The sequence below is a fragment of the Shewanella sp. A32 genome, assembly GCF_029167175.1.
Classification (GTDB): Bacteria; Pseudomonadota; Gammaproteobacteria; order Enterobacterales; family Shewanellaceae; genus Shewanella; species Shewanella yunxiaonensis.
In genome coordinates, this window is sequence record NZ_JARFTS010000004.1 from 22921 (window position 1) to 45789 (window position 22869).

At 46.1% G+C, this 22869-nt stretch carries 18 protein-coding genes, 3 tRNA genes and 1 pseudogene; 13 read left to right on the forward strand and 9 right to left on the reverse strand.

Annotated elements, in window-relative coordinates; translation table 11 throughout:
• The first annotated feature begins 240 nt into the window (after positions 1 to 240).
• Together PY479_RS04495 and PY479_RS04500 are read left to right on the forward strand one after the other, a co-directional pair.
• Positions 241 to 381: a hypothetical protein gene (locus PY479_RS04495; protein ID WP_212596718.1), complete on the forward strand. Its 141-nt coding sequence runs from the start codon at positions 241 to 243 to the stop codon at positions 379 to 381.
• Between the two features lie 159 nt (positions 382 to 540).
• Positions 541 to 986, forward strand: a pseudogene (locus PY479_RS04500) (transposase); the annotation flags it as partial.
• 53 nt (positions 987 to 1039) lie between these two features.
• Here PY479_RS04500 and PY479_RS04505 read toward each other — a convergent pair.
• Positions 1040 to 3892 (reverse strand): TonB-dependent receptor, encoded by a 2853-nt coding sequence (locus PY479_RS04505; protein ID WP_275483022.1) that lies wholly within the window; start codon positions 3890 to 3892, stop codon positions 1040 to 1042.
• 933 nt (positions 3893 to 4825) lie between these two features.
• On the opposite strand from PY479_RS04505, the gene miaE reads away from it, so the two are divergent.
• Entirely contained in the window at positions 4826 to 5752 is a 927-nt protein-coding gene (miaE, locus tag PY479_RS04510; RefSeq protein WP_275483023.1) for a tRNA isopentenyl-2-thiomethyl-A-37 hydroxylase MiaE, read from the forward strand.
• Positions 5753 to 5760: 8 nt separating this feature from the next.
• On the opposite strand, the gene PY479_RS04515 is transcribed toward miaE, so the two are convergent.
• Positions 5761 to 6474 carry a UDP-2,3-diacylglucosamine diphosphatase gene (locus PY479_RS04515; protein ID WP_275483024.1) on the reverse strand — a complete coding sequence of 238 codons (714 nt, stop codon included), beginning with the start codon at positions 6472 to 6474 and terminating at the stop codon, positions 5761 to 5763.
• A gap of 6 nt (positions 6475 to 6480) precedes the next feature.
• Complete coding sequence (locus PY479_RS04520; protein WP_275483025.1) at positions 6481 to 6975, reverse strand: peptidylprolyl isomerase; 495 nt, start codon at positions 6973 to 6975, stop codon at positions 6481 to 6483.
• Positions 6976 to 7117: 142 nt separating this feature from the next.
• On the opposite strand from PY479_RS04520, the gene cysS reads away from it, so the two are divergent.
• On the forward strand, positions 7118 to 8497 hold the full coding sequence (gene cysS / locus PY479_RS04525) for a cysteine--tRNA ligase (RefSeq protein WP_275483026.1): 1380 nt from the start codon (positions 7118 to 7120) through the stop codon (positions 8495 to 8497).
• Positions 8498 to 8569: 72 nt separating this feature from the next.
• Here the strand turns inward: cysS and folD are convergent, their stop codons facing one another.
• Positions 8570 to 9424: a bifunctional methylenetetrahydrofolate dehydrogenase/methenyltetrahydrofolate cyclohydrolase FolD gene (gene folD, locus PY479_RS04530; RefSeq protein WP_275483027.1), complete on the reverse strand. Its 855-nt coding sequence runs from the start codon at positions 9422 to 9424 to the stop codon at positions 8570 to 8572.
• A gap of 274 nt (positions 9425 to 9698) precedes the next feature.
• Between folD and PY479_RS04535 the strand changes: the two genes are divergently transcribed.
• The 9 genes from PY479_RS04535 (at position 9699) to PY479_RS04575 (ending at position 18710) form a co-directional block, all read left to right on the forward strand.
• A tRNA-Pro gene (locus tag PY479_RS04535) sits at positions 9699 to 9775 on the forward strand.
• Positions 9776 to 9840: 65 nt separating this feature from the next.
• Positions 9841 to 9917: transfer RNA gene (locus PY479_RS04540), tRNA-Arg, on the forward strand.
• A gap of 9 nt (positions 9918 to 9926) precedes the next feature.
• Positions 9927 to 10002, forward strand: a tRNA-His gene (locus tag PY479_RS04545).
• Between the two features lie 246 nt (positions 10003 to 10248).
• Positions 10249 to 11553 carry a trigger factor gene (gene tig, locus PY479_RS04550; protein ID WP_275483028.1) on the forward strand — a complete coding sequence of 435 codons (1305 nt, stop codon included), beginning with the start codon at positions 10249 to 10251 and terminating at the stop codon, positions 11551 to 11553.
• Positions 11554 to 11643: 90 nt separating this feature from the next.
• A complete protein-coding gene (clpP, locus tag PY479_RS04555) occupies positions 11644 to 12255 on the forward strand; it encodes an ATP-dependent Clp endopeptidase proteolytic subunit ClpP (protein WP_212593755.1) in 612 nt (203 codons plus the stop codon).
• Positions 12256 to 12348: 93 nt separating this feature from the next.
• Positions 12349 to 13629, forward strand: coding sequence for an ATP-dependent protease ATP-binding subunit ClpX (gene clpX, locus PY479_RS04560; protein ID WP_212593754.1), 1281 nt, complete (start codon positions 12349 to 12351; stop codon positions 13627 to 13629).
• Positions 13630 to 13759: 130 nt separating this feature from the next.
• On the forward strand, positions 13760 to 16117 hold the full coding sequence (gene lon, locus PY479_RS04565) for an endopeptidase La (RefSeq protein ID WP_212593753.1): 2358 nt from the start codon (positions 13760 to 13762) through the stop codon (positions 16115 to 16117).
• 258 nt (positions 16118 to 16375) lie between these two features.
• The gene (gene hupB, locus PY479_RS04570) at positions 16376 to 16648 is read left to right on the forward strand and encodes a nucleoid-associated protein HU-beta (RefSeq protein WP_275483029.1); all 273 of its coding nucleotides are present in this window, start codon (positions 16376 to 16378) and stop codon (positions 16646 to 16648) included.
• 208 nt (positions 16649 to 16856) lie between these two features.
• Complete coding sequence (locus tag PY479_RS04575) at positions 16857 to 18710, forward strand: SurA N-terminal domain-containing protein (protein ID WP_275483030.1); 1854 nt, start codon at positions 16857 to 16859, stop codon at positions 18708 to 18710.
• Positions 18711 to 18766: 56 nt separating this feature from the next.
• Here PY479_RS04575 and ung read toward each other — a convergent pair whose 3' ends face one another.
• The 5 genes from ung to PY479_RS04600 all read right to left on the reverse strand — a co-directional run bounded on the left by ung (position 18767) and on the right by PY479_RS04600 (position 22868).
• Positions 18767 to 19435 (reverse strand): uracil-DNA glycosylase, encoded by a 669-nt coding sequence (gene ung, locus PY479_RS04580; protein ID WP_275483031.1) that lies wholly within the window; start codon positions 19433 to 19435, stop codon positions 18767 to 18769.
• 36 nt (positions 19436 to 19471) lie between these two features.
• Positions 19472 to 19684: a molybdopterin-binding protein gene (locus PY479_RS04585; RefSeq protein ID WP_212593750.1), complete on the reverse strand. Its 213-nt coding sequence runs from the start codon at positions 19682 to 19684 to the stop codon at positions 19472 to 19474.
• Between the two features lie 95 nt (positions 19685 to 19779).
• A complete protein-coding gene (gene fabV, locus PY479_RS04590; protein WP_212593749.1) occupies positions 19780 to 20982 on the reverse strand; it encodes an enoyl-ACP reductase FabV in 1203 nt (400 codons plus the stop codon).
• A gap of 109 nt (positions 20983 to 21091) precedes the next feature.
• The gene (locus tag PY479_RS04595) at positions 21092 to 21877 is read right to left on the reverse strand and encodes an ATP-binding cassette domain-containing protein (RefSeq protein ID WP_212593748.1); all 786 of its coding nucleotides are present in this window, start codon (positions 21875 to 21877) and stop codon (positions 21092 to 21094) included.
• A complete protein-coding gene (locus PY479_RS04600; protein WP_212593747.1) occupies positions 21861 to 22868 on the reverse strand; it encodes an oligopeptide/dipeptide ABC transporter ATP-binding protein in 1008 nt (335 codons plus the stop codon). The genes PY479_RS04595 and PY479_RS04600 overlap by 17 nt, the downstream gene beginning before the upstream one ends.
• Position 22869 lies beyond the last annotated feature (1 nt).

Consider the following 22869-nt stretch of genomic DNA (forward strand, 5'->3'; position numbering starts at 1 on the left):
TTTTAAAACGCAGGGCATCAGATCTTTCTATTCTTATAATGGGTGAAAATATTACGTAACTACTTTCATTAAATACAAAATAATCATTATAAAGACCGTTAACTATGTTTTTTTGTTAGTCAAAAATGAAACAAAACTGTAATTTTTGAGATGCCAACGTATAATGTTGTTGCCAGCGTGTAATGACATCGTGCCTGATGCATAGTTGCTACCATGGCTTGCGACAGCGGAGTGACTGCAATGATGGTTAACTCGCAAATTCCAGATAACATCGGAGATTTTATGGACGTACATGAATATCAGGATGCTTACTATCAAATCCAGGATGACGTGATTGAATCCTTGCCCGTGAAATCCGATGAAGAAGCATTGTTGGATTAGTGTAACGTTTGTGAATTGGCCCTTGAATAAACCCTCTAATCATGGAGGGTTTATTATCGATATTCCGCAAAAATTTTTCTGATAATCCGGTAATCATCCCGTAAATTAACCGGCGTCAAAAGTAGAATTTTCTCGTAACATAAACGTAGGAGATTCTGCATGAAAACCTCAAAGTTTAGCGATAGCCAATCCTGATGATCTTAAAACAAGCCGAAGCCGGTGCTCCTGTGCCAGCGCTTTGCCATGAGCATGGTATGAGTTCGGCTAGCTTCTACAAATGGCGCGCCAAATTTGGCGGCATGGATGCTTCCATGATGGCTCGGCTTAAAGAGCTAGAAACGGAAAATGCCCGGCTCAAAAAGATGTCCCCCAAGGGGATAATAATATGCTGAGGAACGGCTCAAAGCCGAAATTCTCAAAGAGGCGATCGAAAAAAGGCGGTGCAGCACCATTCCATTACCATCAAGTTCGCATGTCGTCTATTTGGGCTGAGTGAAACCTATTACCGCTATCAGGCAAAACTCAGTGATGACAATGCGCAAATCGCCGACTGGCTGCTTCGGTTAACTGTGGCTCATCGCAGCTGGGGTTTTGGAATTATATTCGGTAAAAAAAAACGGTGGCTAGATGCCACCGTCTCGTATGTTAAGGTTGTAGATTAGAGTTTGAAACTTATTGTAGTGTAGTAGTAACGTCCAACGTTATCGTACATCGCGGAGCCTGTCCCTGTTCCGATCGTGCCAAACGGCAGAGCTCTATCAAATAGGTTGTCGATACCTATTTTTAGTCCCAAGCCATTATCAAACTGGTAGCCTACAGACATATCGCTGATGAAATATGAACCAAAATCCATCAGGCTATTGGGGTTTGCGTTAAGCTCCAATTCCTGCTGAGTATATAGGTCAACACTATCGATGTAACGAGTACGCCATTTTGCCTGCCAGTTGTCCAATGTATATTTAAGATCAACATTTGCCTGCCATTCAGGTGTACCAGAAGTCCCTGCATAATCCTGATAACTGCTAGGATCGTCCTGGAAGTCATAACTGCGATTTCGAATCAGCTTAGTTGCAACCAGGCTGGAAGACAAAGTGCCTTTCCCCAGATCTATGTCATATCCTAGGTCAAAGTCCACTCCTGCGGCTTCCAGTTTTGCCAAGTTTAGAGAGTGACGCTGGATCAGTGTTATTTCATGAGTGTCTGGATCTCGTGTGATCAGAGCGCAATACTGGTTGTTAACACCATTTTCTGAGTCAAGGCATTTGTTAATAATGTCTTGAGCACTGATGCTGCTGATAGCGTCATCAATTTTAATGTTCCAGTAATCAACTGAGAATGATAAGCCAGATATTGCTGCAGGTTGGAACACCGCGCCCAGCGTATAACTGGTAGACTTCTCTGGATCCAAATCATGATTACCACTCTGCTCACCTTGGATAGACGCTGCGTCGTAATTGGAATTGAAGTCGCTGGGAATCCCGAGTGCAGAACAGTTTTTACGGCGTGTACTAGAGTCAGCTAGGTTATTTAGGTTGTCGAGTTTACAAGAATCATCGACGCTGAAATAGGTTTCGCTAGCCGCGCCATAAAGTTCGCTGATATTAGGAGCACGAATAGCTCTGGAGTAGGTGCCCCTCATGCGCAATTCGTCAGTGATTTCCCAGTTCAGACCAGTCTTCCAAGTAGTTGCAGAGCCGATTGAACTATAGTCGGCGTAGCGAGCAGCCAAATCTAAATCCAGTTGACGAATTAATGGCAAATCGGCCAGCAATGGAATAGAAAGTTCAGCATAAACTTCTTTCACGTTGAACGAACCATGATCTTCACCTAAAGAGTTAAAGAATGTTTCTTTTGGGTAATCAGGTTCGTGAATGGCACTTTTCTCCTCACGATATTCAACGCCAGTGGAAAAACCAACAAATCCAGCTGGTAGTTCATATAAGCCAGAGTTAGTGATGTTGCCACCAATAACCGTCTGCTTGATGACGGATGTTCCTGTTAGATTAACGTTGATGTAATCAATTGCTGCTTGGCTAGGCGCCCCATCACCGAAAATATTGATAGGAACGCAACCATCAGCCTGAGCGGCCGCACTGCGACAAACGATGTTACCGTTATTGTCTTTTACCGCATCCAGAGCGTTGACATAGTTGTCATATATTAGATTGTTTTCGTTCTCACGTTTCAGATCTGTCTGACCGTAAACAGCGTAAACATCATAATTCCATTCAGTGGCAATAGTACCTTCCATACCCAACACATAACGTTGCGTCTCACGTGTATCGTTTTCAACACGTAGACCTGTATCTGTCATGAAACGGTTGATTGTTAGCGATGTTTTTCCTGCATCCTGCATCATTTGACGCAGCTCAGGATCCATAAAAGCGTTATCTATTGATACGGTGTTGATCGGATTAAAGAAGAAGAAAGCAGGCTGGAAGTTATTCGTGGCATCACTACGCACATACTTAGCTTCAAAGTACACTGAATCGTTGTCTGTGATGTCATAGTTGCCTTTGAAATTAAAGTTATAGCGTTTGAATTCTGGCTGTAGCTCATTGAACTGATTCAGGTTAATGGAGTCACAATCAGTACAGTAGTAGTTGTAAACATTACTACCTAGATTTACATCGCTAATGCTGCCGTCTGAATTAAATTTTTTCCAGCCATTTAGGTAAAAGCGCCCATCATTGCCAATGGCATAGTAGCCGGAATTAGCAGTATAGATTTTGTCAGGATTGTTGGGATTGTTATCGTCAACCCGTCCAGGCGTTTTGTTGGCCATAGAGGCATAAGCAATACTGGTCTGATCACGGTCCATGGCCCACAGGTTATTCTGACCTGAATATTCAGCAGAGAACGCAACATTACCCCGGCCATTATCGATATCAGTACCATAGGAGAAAGATGCTCTCTTCTTGCTGAAACCGCTGTCATCAGCGGTACCTATAGAAGCATTGAAGTCCAGTCCGGTAATGTTCTTTTTCAGGATGAAGTTTACTACGCCAGTAACCGCATCTGCACCATAAATGGCTGATGCTCCACCGGTAATAATTTCAACCTTATCGACCCAAGCACTTGGGATAGTGTTAACGTCCACAGCTGCTGTGCCAGCTTCACTGGATACATGGCGTTTGCCATTTACCAGCACCAGTGTTCTGGACGTTCCCAGATTACGCAAGTCTAAAATGTTCAAACCTGCAGTACCAATAGAACTACCACCAGAGTTTGCTAAGGAATATGTACTTCCGAGGGCGGGTAGCTGATTCAGTGCCTCGCCTATGTTAGTCACACCAGTACCTAACAGCTCTTCGCCAGTGACTACCGTAACAGGCGTTGGTGCATACGCGCTTTCTCTGACAATGTGGGAACCGGTTACTTCAATATGTTCATACTTTTGTGAATCGGCATCTTTCTTATCGTTTTCGGCAGCCTGAGCTGATATAGATATTGTAGCGCTGCTAAACAGCGATATGGCAATCCATTCTGCCAATCTGGTTTTTGTCGGCATATATCTCCCTTCTTGCATTGTTATTTATTTGTTGAATTTATTAAGTTTACAGTTAGTTAAGTAACTGTACATTTATTTACATTCAGGGACGAATATATCATTAAGAGTTAAAATCGCAATGTAACTGTTACATTTGATTGTTGTATTTAAAATATGGCTTATGGCGTAATGTTGACAGGATATTAACTTTGAAGTAAGCAGTTATTTTTAGTGATTAGTTATGCATATGTTTAACATATTAAGTAAATATGTAGTGCGAAAAAGAATAAAAAATTAACATATTGTTAATTTTTTATTCTTTAATTGTTATATTTATTGCAATTTATAAAAAATTGAAAAAATATATTTCTATGAAGGGAGAAATTAATCTTACTTTAGTAACTGTGCATTATAGCGGAAAATATACCATAAAATTCAGTTATTAGTTAATTAATCAAATAATTACAGTATGTTATTCTTTGTGATTGTTCTCTTTTTAATACGACTGGCATTATTTTTAAATGAGTCATGAGAAATCAAAAAGTTATAATGATGAAAAATATTTGAGTTATTCAAATTGATTTTTTTATGTTCTGAGGACTTTAACTATTGATTATTGCCAAAGTGGTAATTAACTTCTTAACTGCAAGATGCAGAGTGTTGGAGGTGCATTACTACAAGTTAGGAAGTTATATTTTAGTAAAAAATTAAGATTAACAAAGCCAATGGGTGAATTGTGCATCTCTTTGCGGTATCTATGGGGATTTGCTTTGTAATATAAAAATAATTGAGGTTAACGCCACACTATCAATCTATTGGGAATATTATTGATTATTTTTTGGTCGAAATTCTAATAACATTATTAATATAGATTTGCTATCTCTATTAGTAAAGGTTGACGTACCTGTTTCTAAACGCGAGAATTTTTATAGACTAAATCTTGCAGATGCTTTTATGTATTCCCAATTGCTTGCACCTATTAAGGACTTCTTAGGCTGTGAAACGCCTGATGGCTGGATTACCGAGGCACGTAAACCAGAAAATCTGGCTGCGCTATTGATTGATCATTGTAATTGCGAATGGAAAGCGGCCGCGACCGCAGGTAAATTACTGCGAAAATACGCAGTGTCATCACAAGACGCTGTAGTGAATATGTTGAAACCTTACGAGTTCTTTCTGTTTCGCTTTGATAAGTGGTCAGTAGATGAATTCCAGCGCTGGTTTTTTCCTGCTGGAGCGGCAACAGCTAGCAATAGCGATGTGAAAGCCGCAAAACAGGCGCTTTATCTGTTGGACAAACATGTTGCTGACCTGCCTTCCGCGCGGTCAGTATTGCAATGGGCGGACAGCCAAAGCCATTTACTGGCTCAGGTAGTATCCGACACCGAGGAAACTGATGTCTGCTACAAACCATTGTTACCTCGGGCCGATTTTGCACAAAGTGATGATCTGATTGCCAAAATGGTGCGATTAATCAAAGAGGAGTTACATCATTTCGATCAAGTGCTGGAAATTATGCAGGCACGCAATATTCCCTACAGCAATGTTCCAGCAGGGCGCTATGCCAAAGGGTTGTTAACGCAGGTGACAACGCATGAGCCACAGACCTTGATTGATAAATTGATTGTGGGCGCCCTGATTGAAGCTCGCTCATGTGAGCGTTTTGCTAAACTCGCCCCATATCTGGACGAGGAACTCGGGCGTTTTTATGTCTCGTTGCTGCGTTCAGAAGCGCGCCATTATCAGGATTATCTGTCACTGGCTCGAGCCGTTGCTGGTGGTGATATCAGTGACAGAATAGGGCAATTAGTGGCGGCAGAAGCACATCTGATAATGACAAGCGATGCGGAGTTCCGTTTCCACAGTGGCATTCCTGCCTAGTTAGCCGATTAAGCGAACGGCAGCGTTTGCAGTTCGATGGTATCCTGACTGACTTTCAGAATACTGCCTTGCTGATACCAGTCGCCCACCACCGCTCGTTGCTGCCCATGACCAAGTTCATGGATCGCTGGTCGATGAGTATGTCCGTGGATCATCAATGAAGCACCGGATTGAGCCAATAGCTTGGACACTTCATCAGCGGTGACATCCATGATCTGCTCGGGTTTGATCTGATTTTGCTGCTGACTGTTGCGACGCAGTTTGGCGGCGATATTCACGCGCAGTTGTTGTGGCAGATGGCGATAACACCATTGCACGAATGGGCGATTACGAAAGCGGCGAAAGCGTTGATAATCATGATCCAGTGTACACAGGCTATCCCCATGCAGCACCACCGATTCCCGACCATATAACGATAGTACCTGAACTTCAGGTAGCAGCTTCATACCGGCTTGCCTGGCGTAATCTTGGCTTAACAAAAAATCGCGATTGCCATGGATGAAATAGATGGGTAGCTGAAGACTAACCGTTTTAAGATGTGTCGCGATGTCTATAGCAAAGGGTTCTGCCAGATCATCACCCACCCACACTTCAAACAGGTCACCTAAAATATAGAGCGCTTCAGTCCCCGCTAGCTGCGTATCAAGAAAGCGGATGAAAGCTTGTGTGATATCTGGGCGATCTGCACTCAGATGCAGATCGCCGATAAAAAGTGTATGCATCCGCACTTATTCGCTGATAGTCACTTTTTCAATGACAACGGCTTCCAATGGCACGTCCTGATGCATGCCACGATTACCGGTGCTGACGTCTTTGATTTTGTTGACGACATCCATGCCTTCAACCACTTCACCAAAAACGCAATAACCCCAACCTTGCATAGATTCACTTTTGAAATCCAGGAAAGTGTTGTCATTCACGTTGATGAAGAACTGTGCGGTTGCAGAATGAGGATCTGATGTACGTGCCATCGCGATGGTACCTGTCTTGTTAGACAATCCGTTGTTGGCTTCATTTTTGATCGGGGCATTTGTAGGTTTCTGTTTCATATCGACTGTGAAACCACCACCCTGGATCATAAAGCCATCAATCACGCGGTGAAAAATGGTGCCATCAAAAAAACCTTCGCTGGCATATTGCGCAAAGTTGGCCGCTGTCTGTGGGGCTTTCTCTTCGTTCAGGGCTAATTTGATATCGCCATGATTTGTGTGCAGTGTGATCATAATTTTACCTTTCGACAAATTTCGTGGGCGGATTCTAACTTATCCGGGAATGGCGTTAAAGGGCGGTATTCAACTGCCTGTGCCAATGCTAAACTCTTGGGCTAGTTTACCCTTTTCGTTATTTTTGTTTAAGAGAACGTCAATGTTGAAGATCTACAACAGTCTGAGTCGCCAGAAAGAGGAATTCAAACCCATTGTCCCCGGCAAGGTGGGCATGTATGTCTGTGGCGTGACCATTTACGACCTGTGCCATATTGGTCATGGTAGGACTTTTGTCTCTTTCGACATGATAGTGCGTTATCTGCGTTATGCAGGCTATGACGTTAATTTTTTGCGTAACATCACCGATGTGGATGACAAGATCATTAAGCGCGCTAATGAAAACGGCGAAAGCTGTGAGTCGCTCACTGAGCGGCTGATTGCGGATATGCACGCTGATTTTGATGCGCTGAACATGTTACGTCCAGATATGGAGCCGCGCGCTACGTTGCATATCGCTGACATTATCGACATGGTGCAACAGTTGATTGATCGCGGCCATGCCTATGTGGCAGCAGATGGGGATGTGCTATTCAGTGTGGAATCCTTCCCTGAGTATGGTCGTTTGTCTGGTCAGGACTTGGACCAGTTGCAGGCCGGGGCTCGTGTCGAAGTCGACGAAAACAAACGCAATCCGATGGATTTTGTGTTGTGGAAGATGTCCAAACCCGGTGAGCCAACTTGGGATTCACCTTGGGGCGCTGGCCGTCCTGGCTGGCATATCGAATGTTCAGCAATGAACAGCAAGCATTTGGGCGCTCATTTTGATATTCACGGCGGTGGCTCTGACTTGATGTTCCCCCATCATGAAAATGAAATTGCCCAGTCCTGCTGTGCCCATGACACTAAGTATGTCAATTACTGGATGCACACCGGTATGGTGATGGTGGACAAAGAGAAGATGTCCAAATCACTGGGCAACTTTTTTACCATTCGCGATGTGCTGGCGCACTATGATGCCGAAACTGTGCGCTATTTTTTGTTGTCCGGCCATTACCGCAGCCAGCTCAACTACTCTGAGGATAACCTCAAGCAGGCGCGTGCCTCGCTTGAGCGTCTGTACACCGCGTTAAAAGATGTAGACCTCAGCGTTGCACCAGCTGCGGCCACTGAGTACGTCGAACGTTTCAAAGCCGCAATGGACGATGATTTCAATACGCCAGAAGCATACTCGGTACTGTTTGATATGGTGCGTGAGATCAACCGCCTGAAAGCCACTGATCTGGCGGCCGCTGCTGCGTTGGCTGTGGCAATGAAGCAGCTTGCTGATGTATTGGGTATTCTCAGTTCGTCTCCAGAAGCTTTTCTGCAAGGGCAGGGGAGTGATGAAGAAGTCGCCGAAATTGAAGCGCTGATCACCGAGCGTAATCGTGCCCGTAAAGAGAAAGATTGGGCGGCCGCCGATAAAGCACGGGATCGTCTCAATGAGCTGGGGGTTATTCTCGAAGATGGTGCAAGTGGCACCACTTGGCGCAAGAAATAATTGCTTTCCTAAATAAATAATAAAGCCAGCAATTTGCTGGCTTTATGTTTACATCAATGCAGCGACAGTTGATCAGTCGTGATAGCGTTCTGCCGCATATAAGGTGTTTTCTAGCAGACTGGCAATGGTCATGGGCCCTACGCCCCCTGGAACTGGCGTGATAAATGAGGCATGCTCTGCTGCAACATCAAACTGCACATCACCCACCAGATGGCCATCTTCCAAACGGTTAATGCCGACATCAATCACAATGGCACCAGGCTTTATCCACTCACCAGGAATGAAACCGGGTTTACCAACAGCGACCACCAATAAATCCGCGCGGCTGACTTTATCCTGTAAATCGTGAGTAAAACGATGACAAGTGGTAGTGGTACAGCCAGCCAATAGCAGTTCAAGTGTCATGGGACGACCCACGATATTCGATGCTCCAACAACGACTGCATCCATCCCGTGCAGGTCCACACCGGTGGATTTAATCAAGGTCATGATGCCCATTGGTGTACAAGAACGTAATTGCGGAATTCGTTGCGCCAAGCGGCCAACGTTGTAGGGATGAAAACCATCCACGTCCTTATCCGGACGGATACGTTCAATGACTTTAGCGTCTTCAATCTGCACTGGAAGCGGCAACTGTACTAGAATGCCATCGATACTTTTGTCATTGTTTAGCGTGTCAATCAACTCCAGCAATTCTGCCTCGGAGGTTGACTCTGGCATATCATAGGAGCGAGACACATAGCCCACTTCTTCACAGGCTTTACGTTTACTCCCCACATATACCTGTGAAGCGGGATCTTCGCCGACCAACACAACGGCCAGTCCCGGAAGACGTTTACCTGCGGCACGGCGATCAGCGACTTTCTGCTTTAGTTCTTTTCTTATGGATTGGGCTATCGCTTTGCCATCAATTAATTGAGCGGTCATGGGTGTAGGGTATCCTTTATATATGGCGCGATGAGTAATTTGAGCGGCGATATTTTAGCAGCGGGGGAGGTTAGTGTCATGGTTAAACGCGACCGTGAACACAGAATTTCCATTGTGTCGCATTAAAAAACAGCAGCCAGTGTGGTAGACCAAAAAAATGATTGACGCTACCTGGGTGAATCGCTAAGATGCGCTCCGTTCTTGAGATACGCCGCCCAGTGGCGATTATCTTGGAAGTCGCTGACAAAAATATCGGCGATAACCTGACAGATTTCGGTGATTAGCGCAGTCCGGTAGCGCATCTGGTTTGGGACCAGAGGGTCAGAGGTTCGAATCCTCTATCACCGACCAAATTTTAGATAATGCAAACGCGTTGTCTGGCCTGGTTAGGATGCAGGCAATGGCCTGCAGACCCTGCGCCCGTAGCTCAGTTGGATAGAGCATCCGCCTTCTAAGCGGATGGTCGCAGGTTCGAATCCTGCCGGGCGTACCACTTTCAGTGGTGACTGTAGCTCAGTTGGTAGAGTCCCGGATTGTGATTCCGGTTGTCGTGGGTTCGAGCCCCATCAGTCACCCCATTATTTCATTAAAAAAAGCGACCTCAGGTCGCTTTTTTTATGTCTTTTCCGGACCATTGTGGCTCGACTCATTAGATAAGCGTCGATATAATGCTGCGTCTTGATAACTATGAACATTGTGCGACCGGAGCCGAAATTCAGTTCTGATGGGCATTCCAGTCAAATACAAAATCAAGAGCCGAATACCTGAATAGCTGAATGAGTTCGGCTATTAAAAGGACGTTAGACACATTTCGAGGTAAAACAATGCAAGTTTCTGTTGAAACAACCCAAGGCCTGGAGCGTCGCCTGACCATTTCTGTTCCTGCCGAGCAGATCGAGAAACTGGTTAAAGACAGTCTGCAACGTGAAGCCAAGCGCGCCCGTATCCCCGGTTTTCGCCCAGGTAAAGTCCCTGCAAGTGTGATTGAAAAACGTTATGGCAAAGCGATTCGCCAGGACATCACTGGTGAAGTGATGCAGCGTAACTTTGTTGAAGCTATTATTGCAGAGAAACTGAATCCTGCTGGCGCACCTACATTGGTACCTGGTGCTACTTCAGCGGAGAGTTTCGAATTTACTGCCACTTTTGAAGTGTATCCTGAAGTTCAACTGCAGGCGCTGGACGCTATTGAAGTTGAACAGCCGGTAGCAGAAGTGCTGGATGCTGATGTAGACAACATGATCGAAACTCTGCGTAAGCAGCATGCGACTTATGACGCCGTTGAACGTGCTGCTGAAGATGGTGACAAAGTTGTCATTAACTTTACTGGTAGCATCGACGGTGAAGAATTTGAGGGTGGCAAAGCAGAAGACTTTGAACTGCAGATCGGTAGTGGCCGTATGATCCCTGGTTTTGAAGAGGGCGTAACAGGTCATAAAGCCGGTGAAGAGTTTGATATCGATGTGACTTTCCCTGAAGAGTATCACGCTGAAAATCTTAAAGGAAAAGCCGCCAAATTCGCTATCGTTGTGAAATCTGTAAAAGGTGCACAGCTGCCAGAAGTGAACGATGAGTTTGCCAGCCTGTTCGGTATCAAGGACGGTGGTGTTGACGCACTGAAAGCTGAAATCCGTAAGAATATGGAACGTGAGCTGCTGCAGGCACTGAAGAGCAACGTTAAAGAACAAGTTCTGAACGGTTTGCTGGCTGGTCACGAAGTCGAGTTGCCAAAAGCCCTGGTTGACGGTGAAGTTGATGTACTGCGTCGTCAGGCGCTGCAGCGCTTTGGTGGTCAGAACGCTAAGATGCCAGAACTGCCAGCAGAGCTGTTTGCAGAACAGGCTGAGCGTCGCGTGAAGATTGGTTTGTTGCTGGGTGAAGTGATCAAAACTAACGAGCTGCAACCAGAAGATGAGCGTGTTCAGGCGCAGATCGCTTCTATGGCATCAGCATACGAAGATCCAAAAGAAGTGATCGAATACTACAACAGCAATAAAGAGCTGATGCAGAGTATGCGTAACCTGGCGCTGGAAGAACAAGCTGTTGAAGTTATTTTAAAATCTGCCAAAGTGACCGAAAAGACTGTCGCTTTTGAAGATTTTATGAACAAGGCTGCCGGTAGAGCCTAACCTACGCTTGACTTGTTAAGCCATTAGCCATTTATAATGGCCCGTATGAGGTCCCTCATGCGGGCCATTTTTTTACAGGGAATATCAGGAATGCAGACAGCACCGGAATCCATTATGAACGCGTTAATTCCTATGGTTGTGGAACAAACCTCCAAAGGTGAACGCTCTTATGACATTTACTCTCGTTTGTTGAAAGAGAGGGTGATTTTTCTGGTTGGTCAGGTTGAAGAACATATGGCTAATCTGATCGTCGCGCAGTTGCTGTTTCTGGAGTCTGAAAATCCGGACAAAGATATCTCTCTTTATATCAATTCTCCTGGCGGTTCAGTGACTGCTGGCATGGCAATTTATGACACCATGCAGTTCATTAAACCCGACGTCAGTACGGTTTGTATCGGTCAAGCGGCCAGTATGGGGGCATTTTTACTGGCAGGCGGGGCAAAAGATAAACGCCATTGTTTGCCTAATTCGCGGGTGATGATCCATCAACCGCTGGGTGGTTTCCAGGGGCAGGCATCCGATATTGCTATCCATGCGCAGGAAATTTTGGGTATCAAGAACAAACTGAACCAGATCCTGTCAGAGCACACTGGCCAACCATTAGAAGTGATTGAGCGTGACACTGACCGCGATAATTTTATGAGTGCGACTCAAGCGATGGAATATGGCTTGGTTGACTCCGTGATAAGTAAGCGAGACTGATAGCTTTAGGCTGAATTTTGCTGCACGCTGGGCTATGCTCAAAGAGTAGCTAAAAGCAGTGTGACAGGTGGACACTGCATATGAGGAAAAGTGATGGGTGACAATAAAGGCAACGGTGATAACGGTAAACTGCTGTACTGCTCTTTTTGCGGTAAGAGTCAGCATGAAGTACGTAAGCTTATTGCCGGTCCTTCCGTATATGTGTGTGATGAATGTGTTGAGTTATGCAACGACATCATCCGTGAAGAGATAAAGGATATCTCGCCGAAGAGAGATCATGACAAGTTACCGACGCCGCATGAGTTGCGGGCACACTTGGATGATTATGTTATTGGCCAGGAACAGGCTAAAAAGGTGCTCTCGGTAGCGGTATACAACCACTATAAGCGTCTAAAGCATTCAGTACCTAAAGATGGCGTCGAATTGGGTAAGAGTAATATTCTACTTATCGGGCCTACCGGTAGTGGTAAAACCTTACTGGCAGAAACGTTAGCCCGTTTCCTAGATGTGCCATTTACCATGGCTGACGCCACGACATTGACTGAAGCAGGCTATGTCGGTGAAGACGTTGAAAATATCATCCAGAAACTGCTGCAGAAGTGCGATTATGATGTGGAAAAGGCACAGCGCGGTATTGTTTATATTGATGAAATCGACAAGATTAGCCGCAAGTCTGATAACCCCTCTATTACCCGTGACGTGTCTGGTGAGGGCGTGCAGCAGGCGTTGCTGAAACTCATCGAGGGAACCGTCGCTGCGGTACCGCCACAAGGCGGACGCAAGCATCCTCAGCAGGAGTTTTTGCAGGTCGATACCTCGCGGATCCTGTTTATCTGTGGTGGTGCGTTTGCTGGGTTGGAAAAAGTGATTGAGCAGCGTTCTCATATCGGTAGTGGTATTGGTTTCGGCGCTCAGGTAAAAGGCCAGGCAGATAAGAAAAATATCAGTGATACCTTGTTAGATGTCGAGCCAGGAGACTTAGTTAAATACGGTCTTATTCCTGAGTTTATTGGCCGTTTGCCAGTTGTGGCTACTTTATCCGAGTTGGATGAGGCGGCACTGGTACAAATTCTGTCTGAACCGAAAAATGCTATCACCAAGCAGTTTTCAGCCTTGTTTGAGATGGAAAATGTGGAGCTAGAATTCCGTGAAGATGCACTGAAAGCCATCGCTCAGAAAGCGATGACCAGAAAAACCGGTGCCCGCGGCTTGCGCTCTATTGTTGAAGCAATACTGCTTAACACCATGTACGATCTGCCATCGCTGAAAAATGTGGTGAAAGTGGTAGTGGACGAATCTGTGGTCAAAGGCGAATCTGCGCCAATTTTGATTTATGAGAACAGTGAATCTCAAGCCGCCTCTGGTGAACACTAAATAAGCACGTGTTTATCTTCATAAAAATAAAGGAGTCCGAGTGACTCCTTTTTTTATATTTGCCATTGAAAGCAATAAAGCAGCCCCAATATACTCACAGTAATACATTTAACTGAAACGGAATCGAACTATGACCATAGAGCGTGAAGCGCGAATCGAATTACCCGTGCTGCCACTAAGAGATGTGGTGGTATATCCCCATATGGTAATTCCGTTATTCGTGGGACGAGAGAAGTCCATCCGTTGTCTGGAGTCGGCAATGGCACAGGATAAACAGATTATCCTGGTTGCCCAGCGTGACGCCGATCTCGATGAACCTACTGCTGACGATATTTTCGATGTGGGTACGGTTGCCTCCATTCTGCAGTTGCTCAAACTGCCAGATGGTACTGTCAAGGTATTGGTAGAAGGTGGTCGTCGCGCCAAGATTGAGCAGTATGTGCAAGAAGAAGAATTCTTTATTGCCACCGCGCATTATCTGGAGTCTCAGCCGCTAGAGGACCGTGAAGAAGAAGTCCTGGTGCGCAGTGCTATTGGTCAGTTTGAAGGCTATATCAAGCTGAATAAAAAGATCCCGCCAGAAGTTCTGACTTCGCTCAGTGGTATCGAAGAAGCCGACCGGCTGGCCGATACTATGGCAGCGCATATGCCTTTGAAATTACAGGATAAACAAGCTGTCCTGGAAATGGTAAATGTTGGCGAGCGGCTGGAATATCTGATGGCTACCATGGAGTCGGAAATCGACCTGCTTCAGGTGGAAAAGCGGATCCGTTCGCGTGTTAAAAAGCAGATGGAAAAAAGCCAGCGTGAGTACTATCTGAATGAGCAGATGAAAGCTATTCAGAAAGAACTCGGCGATCTGGACGAAGGTCATGACGAATTTGAGACCCTCAGTCGTAAGATTGAAGAAGCAGGCATGCCTGAAGAAGCCAAAGAGAAGGCTACTGCTGAATTGAATAAGCTGCGGATGATGTCGCCGATGTCAGCTGAAGCTACGGTAGTGCGCAGTTACGTGGACTGGATGACCTCGGTGCCCTGGAAACAGCGGTCCAAGATCAAACGTGACCTCTCCAAAGCCGAAGTGGTTTTGGATACCGACCATTATGGGTTGGAAAAGGTCAAAGAACGTATTCTAGAGTATCTGGCGGTACAGAGCCGTGTGAAACAGCTTAAAGGGCCTATCCTGTGTTTGGTTGGACCGCCAGGGGTAGGGAAGACTTCGCTGGGACAATCGATTGCCAAAGCAACGGGCCGTAAATATGTGCGCGTGGCATTAGGTGGGGTGCGGGACGAAGCAGAAATCCGTGGGCATCGTCGTACCTACATTGGTTCTATGCCAGGCAAAATCATTCAGAAGATGTCTAAAGTTGGTGTAAAGAACCCTCTGTTCCTGCTCGATGAAATCGACAAGATGAGTTCCGATATGCGCGGTGATCCGGCCTCAGCCTTGCTGGAAGTACTGGACCCAGAACAGAACTCCACTTTCAATGACCATTACCTGGAAGTGGATTATGACTTGTCCGATGTCATGTTCGTGGCAACGTCTAATTCTATGAATATTCCAGGGCCATTGCTTGACCGTATGGAAGTTATTCGTCTGTCTGGATACACTGAAGATGAGAAACTTAACATCGCCAAACAGCATCTGTTGCCGAAACAGATTGAACGTAATGGTCTGAAGCCGAATGAGATTAACGTTGACGACAGTGCCATTGTCGGCATTATCCGTTATTACACTCGTGAAGCGGGGGTGCGTGCGCTAGAACGTGAGCTTTCTAAGATCTGCCGTAAAGTCGTGAAACAGATTTTGCTCGACAAGAACATCCAACATGTGACTGTAGATCAGGATAACCTCAAGTCCTTCTTAGGGGTACAACGGTTCGATTACGGCAAGGCGGAATCTCATAATCAGGTGGGACAGGTCACGGGCTTGGCATGGACTGAAGTCGGCGGTGACTTGCTGACCATTGAAGCCACCTCAGTTCCAGGCAAAGGCAAACTGACCTATACCGGCTCGTTGGGTGATGTAATGCAAGAGTCCATTCAGGCGGCGTTAACGGTAGTCAGAGCACGTTCTGAGCAGTTAGGTATTAATCCGGATTTCTATGAAAAGCGCGATATTCACGTGCATGTGCCTGAAGGTGCGACACCTAAAGATGGTCCGTCAGCCGGTGCCGCGATGTGTACTGCCTTGGTATCCAGCCTGACAGGTAATCCTGTGCGTGCCGATGTCGCGATGACCGGTGAAATCACCTTACGTGGCGAAGTATTACCGATTGGTGGTCTTAAAGAAAAATTATTGGCTGCGCATCGTGGTGGTATCAAGTTAGTGTTGATCCCGAAAGAAAACGAACGCGATTTGGAAGAAATTCCGGCCAATGTAGTCGCTGATTTGGAAATCAAACCCGTGCGTTGGATTGATGAAGTATTGAAATTAGCACTTGAAAGACCCGTTGCAGGGTTTGAAGTTGTAAAAAATTTGGACTGACGCAAAAAATTGCCCAGCCATTTGAAAAAAAATGAAAAAAGGTGGTTAACAAAGCCTAGAGCTGTGGTAGCCTAGGTTCGTGGAGAGCCAGTTGCTCCAAGCCCTTGGAGTGACTGGCTTTGAGCTGTATCCGATTTCATAATTTTGGTTTTCCTACGGGGCTTGAACTTTCAAATCAAGCTTGTTATAAAAGCCTCCGCAGACCGCTCTAGAGAAGGACTTGGTTGCGGTGCATACAATTACATTCAAGGGGATGACATGAACAAATCTGAACTAATCGAGAAAATCGCTTCTGGTGCTGACATTTCCAAAGCCGCTGCAGGCCGCGCACTGGATTCTTTTATCGCTGCTGTGACCGATGGTCTGAAAGATGGCGACAAGATTTCTCTAGTTGGTTTCGGTACTTTTGAAGTACGTGAGCGTGCTGAGCGTACTGGTCGCAACCCACAGACTGGGGATGAGATCAAAATTGCAGCCGCTAAAATTCCTGCATTCAAAGCAGGTAAAGCACTGAAAGACGCAGTTAATTAATTTCCATAGCGGCCTTGTAAGGCTTCTGTAATAGCACTGCGGCATACGGTGCTTTTTACGGACTGAAAGGATGGCGATAATGTCGCGTCCGGAGTGTGGTGAAGGTGATACAGCGTCTTTTGAAACACTCCAATAATCATTACAGATAGGCGCATCCCTTCAGTGATGCGTCTTTTTTTTAGAATTTATCGCATAAGCGAGACCACTGATGTTAGATAAAATCCGCGACGGAGCACAAAGTGTCATTGCCAAAGTCATTTTGGTGTTGGTGATCCTGTCCTTTGCATTTGCCGGCGTCAGCAGCTACTTGGGGCGTACTTCACAATCAGCTGTGGCAACGGTAAACGGTGAAGATATTTCTCAAACCGAACTGGAACAGGCATTTCAGAATGAAAAAAACCGTCTGAAACAGCAGTTAGGTGATATGTTCGATACGTTGTCCGGCAATGATGCTTATCTGGCTAATGTTAAGCAGAATGTGTTGCAGCGTTTGATTGCGCAGCGTTTACTGGATCAAGCCGCCAAGAACTTGGGGCTTCGGGTTTCCGACGAACAGATTATTGCCTCAATTCGCAATGAACCGGCTTTCCAGGTAGATGGTCAATTTAACAATGATCGTTACTTAGCCTTGTTGCAGCAATTGGGCTTTAAACCTACCAGTTTCCGCGAAACCATGCGGGCGGATATGACCCGTAGTCAACTTATTAATGCGCTGATTGGTAGTGAATTCGTGTTGAAGGGTGAAGCCAGCGAGTTGGCAAAACTGCAGGCGCAAACCCGAGACATTCAGCTGCTGAAAGTCGATTCAGATCCTTTCCTGAGCCAAGTGAAAGTAACCGATGATGAACTGAAAAAGTTCTATGATGCCAATCCTGATCAGTTCCAGCGTCCAGAAATGGTGAGTCTGGAATATGTGGAGTTGAGTGCTAAATCCTTAGCTGACAAACAACAAGTCAGTGATGCCGACGCACAAGCTTACTACGACCAGCATAAAGACGAATATAAGACCGTTGAGAAACGTTTGGCGGCACATATTCTGATCACCGGTAACGACGCTGCTGCTAAGACCAAAGCTGAGGACATTCATAAGCAATTAGTGAATGGTGCCGATTTTGCTAAATTGGCCAAGCAGGATTCTCAGGATACCTTGAGCGCCGAAAAAGGTGGCGAATTAGGCTGGTTTGAAGCTGGGGTGATGGCTCCTGAATTTGATAAGACCCTGTTCTCGCTCAACAAGGGGGCATATTCAGATGTTGTTCATACTGCTTACGGTTACCACATCATCAAAGTGTTGGATATTCAGCCGAGCGCAGTGGCGAGTTTTGCTGAAGTAAAATCCAAAATTGTTGACAAGTTGAAGATGGATAAAGCTGTTAACGAGTTCTATGGCTTACAGCAAAAGTTGTCCGATACCAGTTATGAAGTCCCCGACACGCTGGCAGATGCGGCCAAAGTTATTGGTGCTACTGTACAATCAACTGAACTGTTTAGCCGTGAATCTGCGCCAGAACCATTTCAACAGCCTGCAATTCTCAAGGCCGCGTTCTCCAGTGACGTGCTTTCCGGAATGAACAGTAACATGCTGGAAGTCGGTGACAATGATGTGATGGTGGTGCGGCTTAAGAAGCATGAAGCAGCAGGTTTGATGGCTTATGAAGAAGTGAAAGCGGATATTGAAGGCCGTTTGAAACAACAGAAAGCTAATGATCTGGCTAAAGCAAAAGCTGAAGAGTTGGTCGCCAAACTGAAACAGGGTGATTCCAGTATTGCTCTTGAGGCTCATAGTGCAGTAACTCGCACTGCTCAGGGGATTGATCCAGCGATTGTCGCAAAAGCATTTGAGATGGCTAAAGCCAAAGATGGTTTGAGTATCGACAGTGTCGCTTTAGCGAAAGGTTATGCAGTAGTCGTGTTGGACAAGATCAACAATATTGAGACAGCGCCTGCGGATCAGCTCGCAGCGGTCAAACAGCGTTTGAACAGTCAATACAGCGAGGCAGATTACAGTGCTGTGATTGATATGTTGAAGGCTAAGGCTGAAATTACCTATCACACTAACTAAAATCGTGAAACCATAAAAAGCCGGCATTCGCCGGCTTTTTATGGTCAAAATAGTGCTTAAAGTTGCCAGCTGATGGGGACTTTTCCCTGAGACTGCAAATACTGGTTTGCCAGATTAAAATGGTTACAGCCGAAAAAGCCTCTGCTGGCAGATAAAGGCGATGGGTGTGCTGCTTTAAGAACCAAATGCTTACGAGGGTTAACGCGTTGTGCCTTGTCACCGGCATGGCGTCCCCATAACAAAAATGCGACACCGTGCTGGTAGCGGTCGACTGCTTCAACAATCCTATCGGTAAACTGTTCCCATCCCAAATGCGCATGTGAGTGTGCTTTTCCCTCTTCGACACTCAGCACCGTATTGAGCAGTAAAACGCCTTGTCGGGCCCACGGCGTAAGATCACCGCTCTGAGGATAACTGAAGCCAGGTACGGTGTGGCAAAGCTCCTGAAACATGTTTTGCAGCGAAGGTGGCGGTGTGATACCTGCTTTCACTGAAAAACACAGACCATGAGCTTGTCCAGGTCCATGGTAAGGATCTTGTCCCAGAATAACCACTTTGACATCCGCCAATGACGTGTAGCGTAATGCATTGAATGTATCTTCTTTGGGAGGATAAATGCGTTTGTGGTGAGCGCGTTCAGCATCAATAAATTTAAGCGTACTGACAAAGTAATCTTTCGTTTTTTCTGGGCCCAGAACGTCGGCCCAAGTCGGGGTTTGTGTCATCAGAAAATCTGGTGGCGCCACGCGCCACCGCCTTGTTTAATCGTCTACACCTACCATCACACTTGTCGCCTTAATCAGGGCATATGCACTACCGCCCACCTTTAAGCCCAGCCGCTCGGCAGATGCTTTGGTCACGACTGAAGTGATTTCAACGCCAGGTGCCAGTTCTATAACCACTTCGTTATTGACGGCACCCACTTCAATGGATTTAACGATACCACTTAAACAGTTACGTGCGCTAACTTTCATCTAGACTTCCTTTTAGTGACATACGAACTATTTCAGTATAGGAGAGAGAACTCAAATGAGAATAAAAAACGCCACCTGGCGGTGGCGTTAGTGACCTAGAGTTCGATGACATCAAATTCTACTAACGGATTGACATCCTGCTCGTAATCAATGCCATCAATACCAAAGCCGAACAATTTGATAAATTCAGCTTTATATTCCTGATAATCAGTGAGTTCGCTGATATTCTCGGTGGTGATTTTCGGCCATAAGTCGCGGCAGTGTTGCTGAATATCTTCCCGCAACTCCCAGTCATCAAGACGTAAACGGTTGTCGTCATCAGTAGCAGGCTTCTGACCATCGGTACGGTACAGACGTTCACTGAACAGGCGGTATATTTGTTCCATACAGCCTTCGTGCAGACCTTCTTCTCGCATTTTTTTGAATACCATTGCGATATACAATGGCATGACTGGAATTGCAGAACTCGCTTGTGTTACCACACTTTTCAGCACGGCGACATTGGCACTGCCATTTTTGGCGGCCAGTTCGCTGTTTAATGCGTGCGCGGCTCGGTCCAAATCCATTTTGGCTTTACCCAGCGCACCATGCCAGTAGATAGGCCAAGTGAGCTCGGTACCAATGTAGCTGTATGCAACGGTTTTGCAGCCATCAGCTAAAACACCGGCTTGTTCAAGAGCATGTAGCCACAGTTCCCAATCCTGACCGCCCATCACAGTTACAGTATCCTGGATTTCCTGCTCAGTGGCAGGCTCGACGGTTGCTTCGATAATGGTGTCTTTATTGGTATCGACAGCAGTAGAGGTATAGGGAGTGCCGATAGGTTTGAGTGAAGAACGTACCAAGTCACCGCTGTCAGGCAGCTTTCTTACCGGCGAGGCCAGAGAGTACACTACCAGGTCAATCTGACCCAGATCTTGTTTGATCAGCTCAATGACTTTTGCTTTAGCTTCATGGCTGAACGCATCGCCGTTGATACTTTTGGCGTAAAGTCCTTCAGCTTTGGCAAATTTGTCAAAGGCCGCAGAGTTGTACCAGCCCGCAGTGCCAGGTTTGCTTTCAGTGCCTGGCTTTTCGAAGAACACGCCAATAGTAGCCGCACCGGAACCAAATGCCGCAGCAATTCTGGATGAAAGGCCGTAGCCACTGGAAGCGCCTACTACCAGAACTCGTTTCGGGCCATTAGTGATCTGTCCCTTGGCTTTGGTGTAGTTAATCTGTTCCAGAACGTTGGCTTCACAGCCAAGTGGATGAGTGGTGGTACAAATGAAACCACGAATTTTGGGTTTAATAATCATCTTGTTAACTTCTTCCAGCAAAATTGACACTAGGATAAGTATTTCCGCTGCAATTGGTACTAATTTTTACCTAAATGACGCCCAGCGGACAGTGGTTGGAGCAGTTAAATCAGCCTCTACGACGGTTTAATTGTGCCTGCTCCTGCAATAATCGTTGGGTATATTCATGTTGCGGATTACTGAACACGTCTTCCGTCGCGCCAGATTCCACAATCATACCTTTATGTAACACGAGAACTTTATCGCTGATATGTCGCACCACGTTCAGATTGTGGCTAACGAAAATATAGGACAACCCCATTTCCCGCTGTAATTTTAACAGCAGGTTGAGAATTTGCGCACGTACTGACAGATCCAGGGCACTGAGCGCTTCATCAGCGATGATGATCTTAGGACTCAGCATTAACGCTCGCGCAACTGCAACGCGCTGTTTCTGCCCTTCAGAAATCATATTCGGATAAAACTCGCCATGTTCGGGTAAAAGGCCGACTTTACGCAGCGTCTCAACCACTAATTCGTGGCGTTCCTGTTTCGATAAATCCGTATTAAACCGCAGCGGCTCCGTCAGTAATTCATTAATGGTGAGTCTGGGGTTCATCGAGGTATTGGGATCCTGAAATATCATGCGGATTAGACGGCATCGTTGCTTGATATTCTTTTTATCCCATTCCTGTCCCTGATAGAAAATTTCACCGCCACTGCGGTATTCTGCCCCCACCAAAATTCGCGCAAGTGTACTCTTGCCTGAGCCAGCCTCGCCGACAATGGCCAGTGTTTCACCTTCTTCAAGTTCAAACGACACCGGCTTGAGAATTTCTGCATATTGTCGTTTAAACCCACGATAACCCAAAAAGTAGGTTTTGCTGAGGTCTTTGACTTTAAGCAAGGGGGTCATCTTCTATAGGCTCACTCTGGTATGGGAAATGGCAGGCAAAGTAGCGATCTTTGTAATGCGACAGCAGTGGCTGGGTAACACATTTGCGTCTTGCTTCCGGGCAACGAGGACCCAGACGACATCCGATAGGCAGATGCTGCAACGCCGGAACTGAGCCTGGCAGTGTTGGCATCATGATTTTATGGATTTTCGGATTCGTGTAATCCGGCATGTTATCCAGCAGTGCTTTGGTATAGGGATGATTGGGCTGTTCCAGCAAGTCTGCAGTTGGGCCAGATTCCATTACCTGACCGCAATATAACACTGTCATGCGATTACACCAGTTGGACAGGGTATCCAGTTCATGACTAATGAGCAGAATAGTAACATTCTGCAGCTGATTCAACTGAGTCAACAACCGATAAATTTGTGCCTGTGTACTTGGTTCCATGGAGGCCGTCGGTTCATCAGCTATCAACAACCGTGGTTGCTTGGCCAAAGCCATCGCGATCATCACTTTCTGGCATTCGCCTTCTGACAGCTCCCAGGAATAGCTGGATAACACCTTACGAGGATGTTTGATTCCCACCTTGTGGAGCCATTTCTGCGCTAAGTATTGTCGCTCCTTGGGCCGCTTCCAAAACAACAGGTTTTTGTTGAGCGGAATAGCTTCCAACAGTTGCTTACCAACACTGAATGCTGGGTCAAAACTGCCGGAGGGATCCTGAAAGATCATCGAAATATCTTCACCCATCAAGTTACGACGTTGCTGACGAGTCATATCCATCAGGTTTTGACCGTCCCACATCATACGATCTGCAGTAATCGTCCAGTTGGGCTCATTAAGGCCCAAAATGGCGCGGGCTAACATACTGCGACCAGAGCCCGATTCGCCGATGAGACCATGCACTTCACCAGCATTGATGGTCAAGCTGACTTTTTCTAGCGCCTTGACCGGACCGCTAGGCGTGTCGATCTGAATTGTGAGATTGCGGATATCGAGTAACGGCATA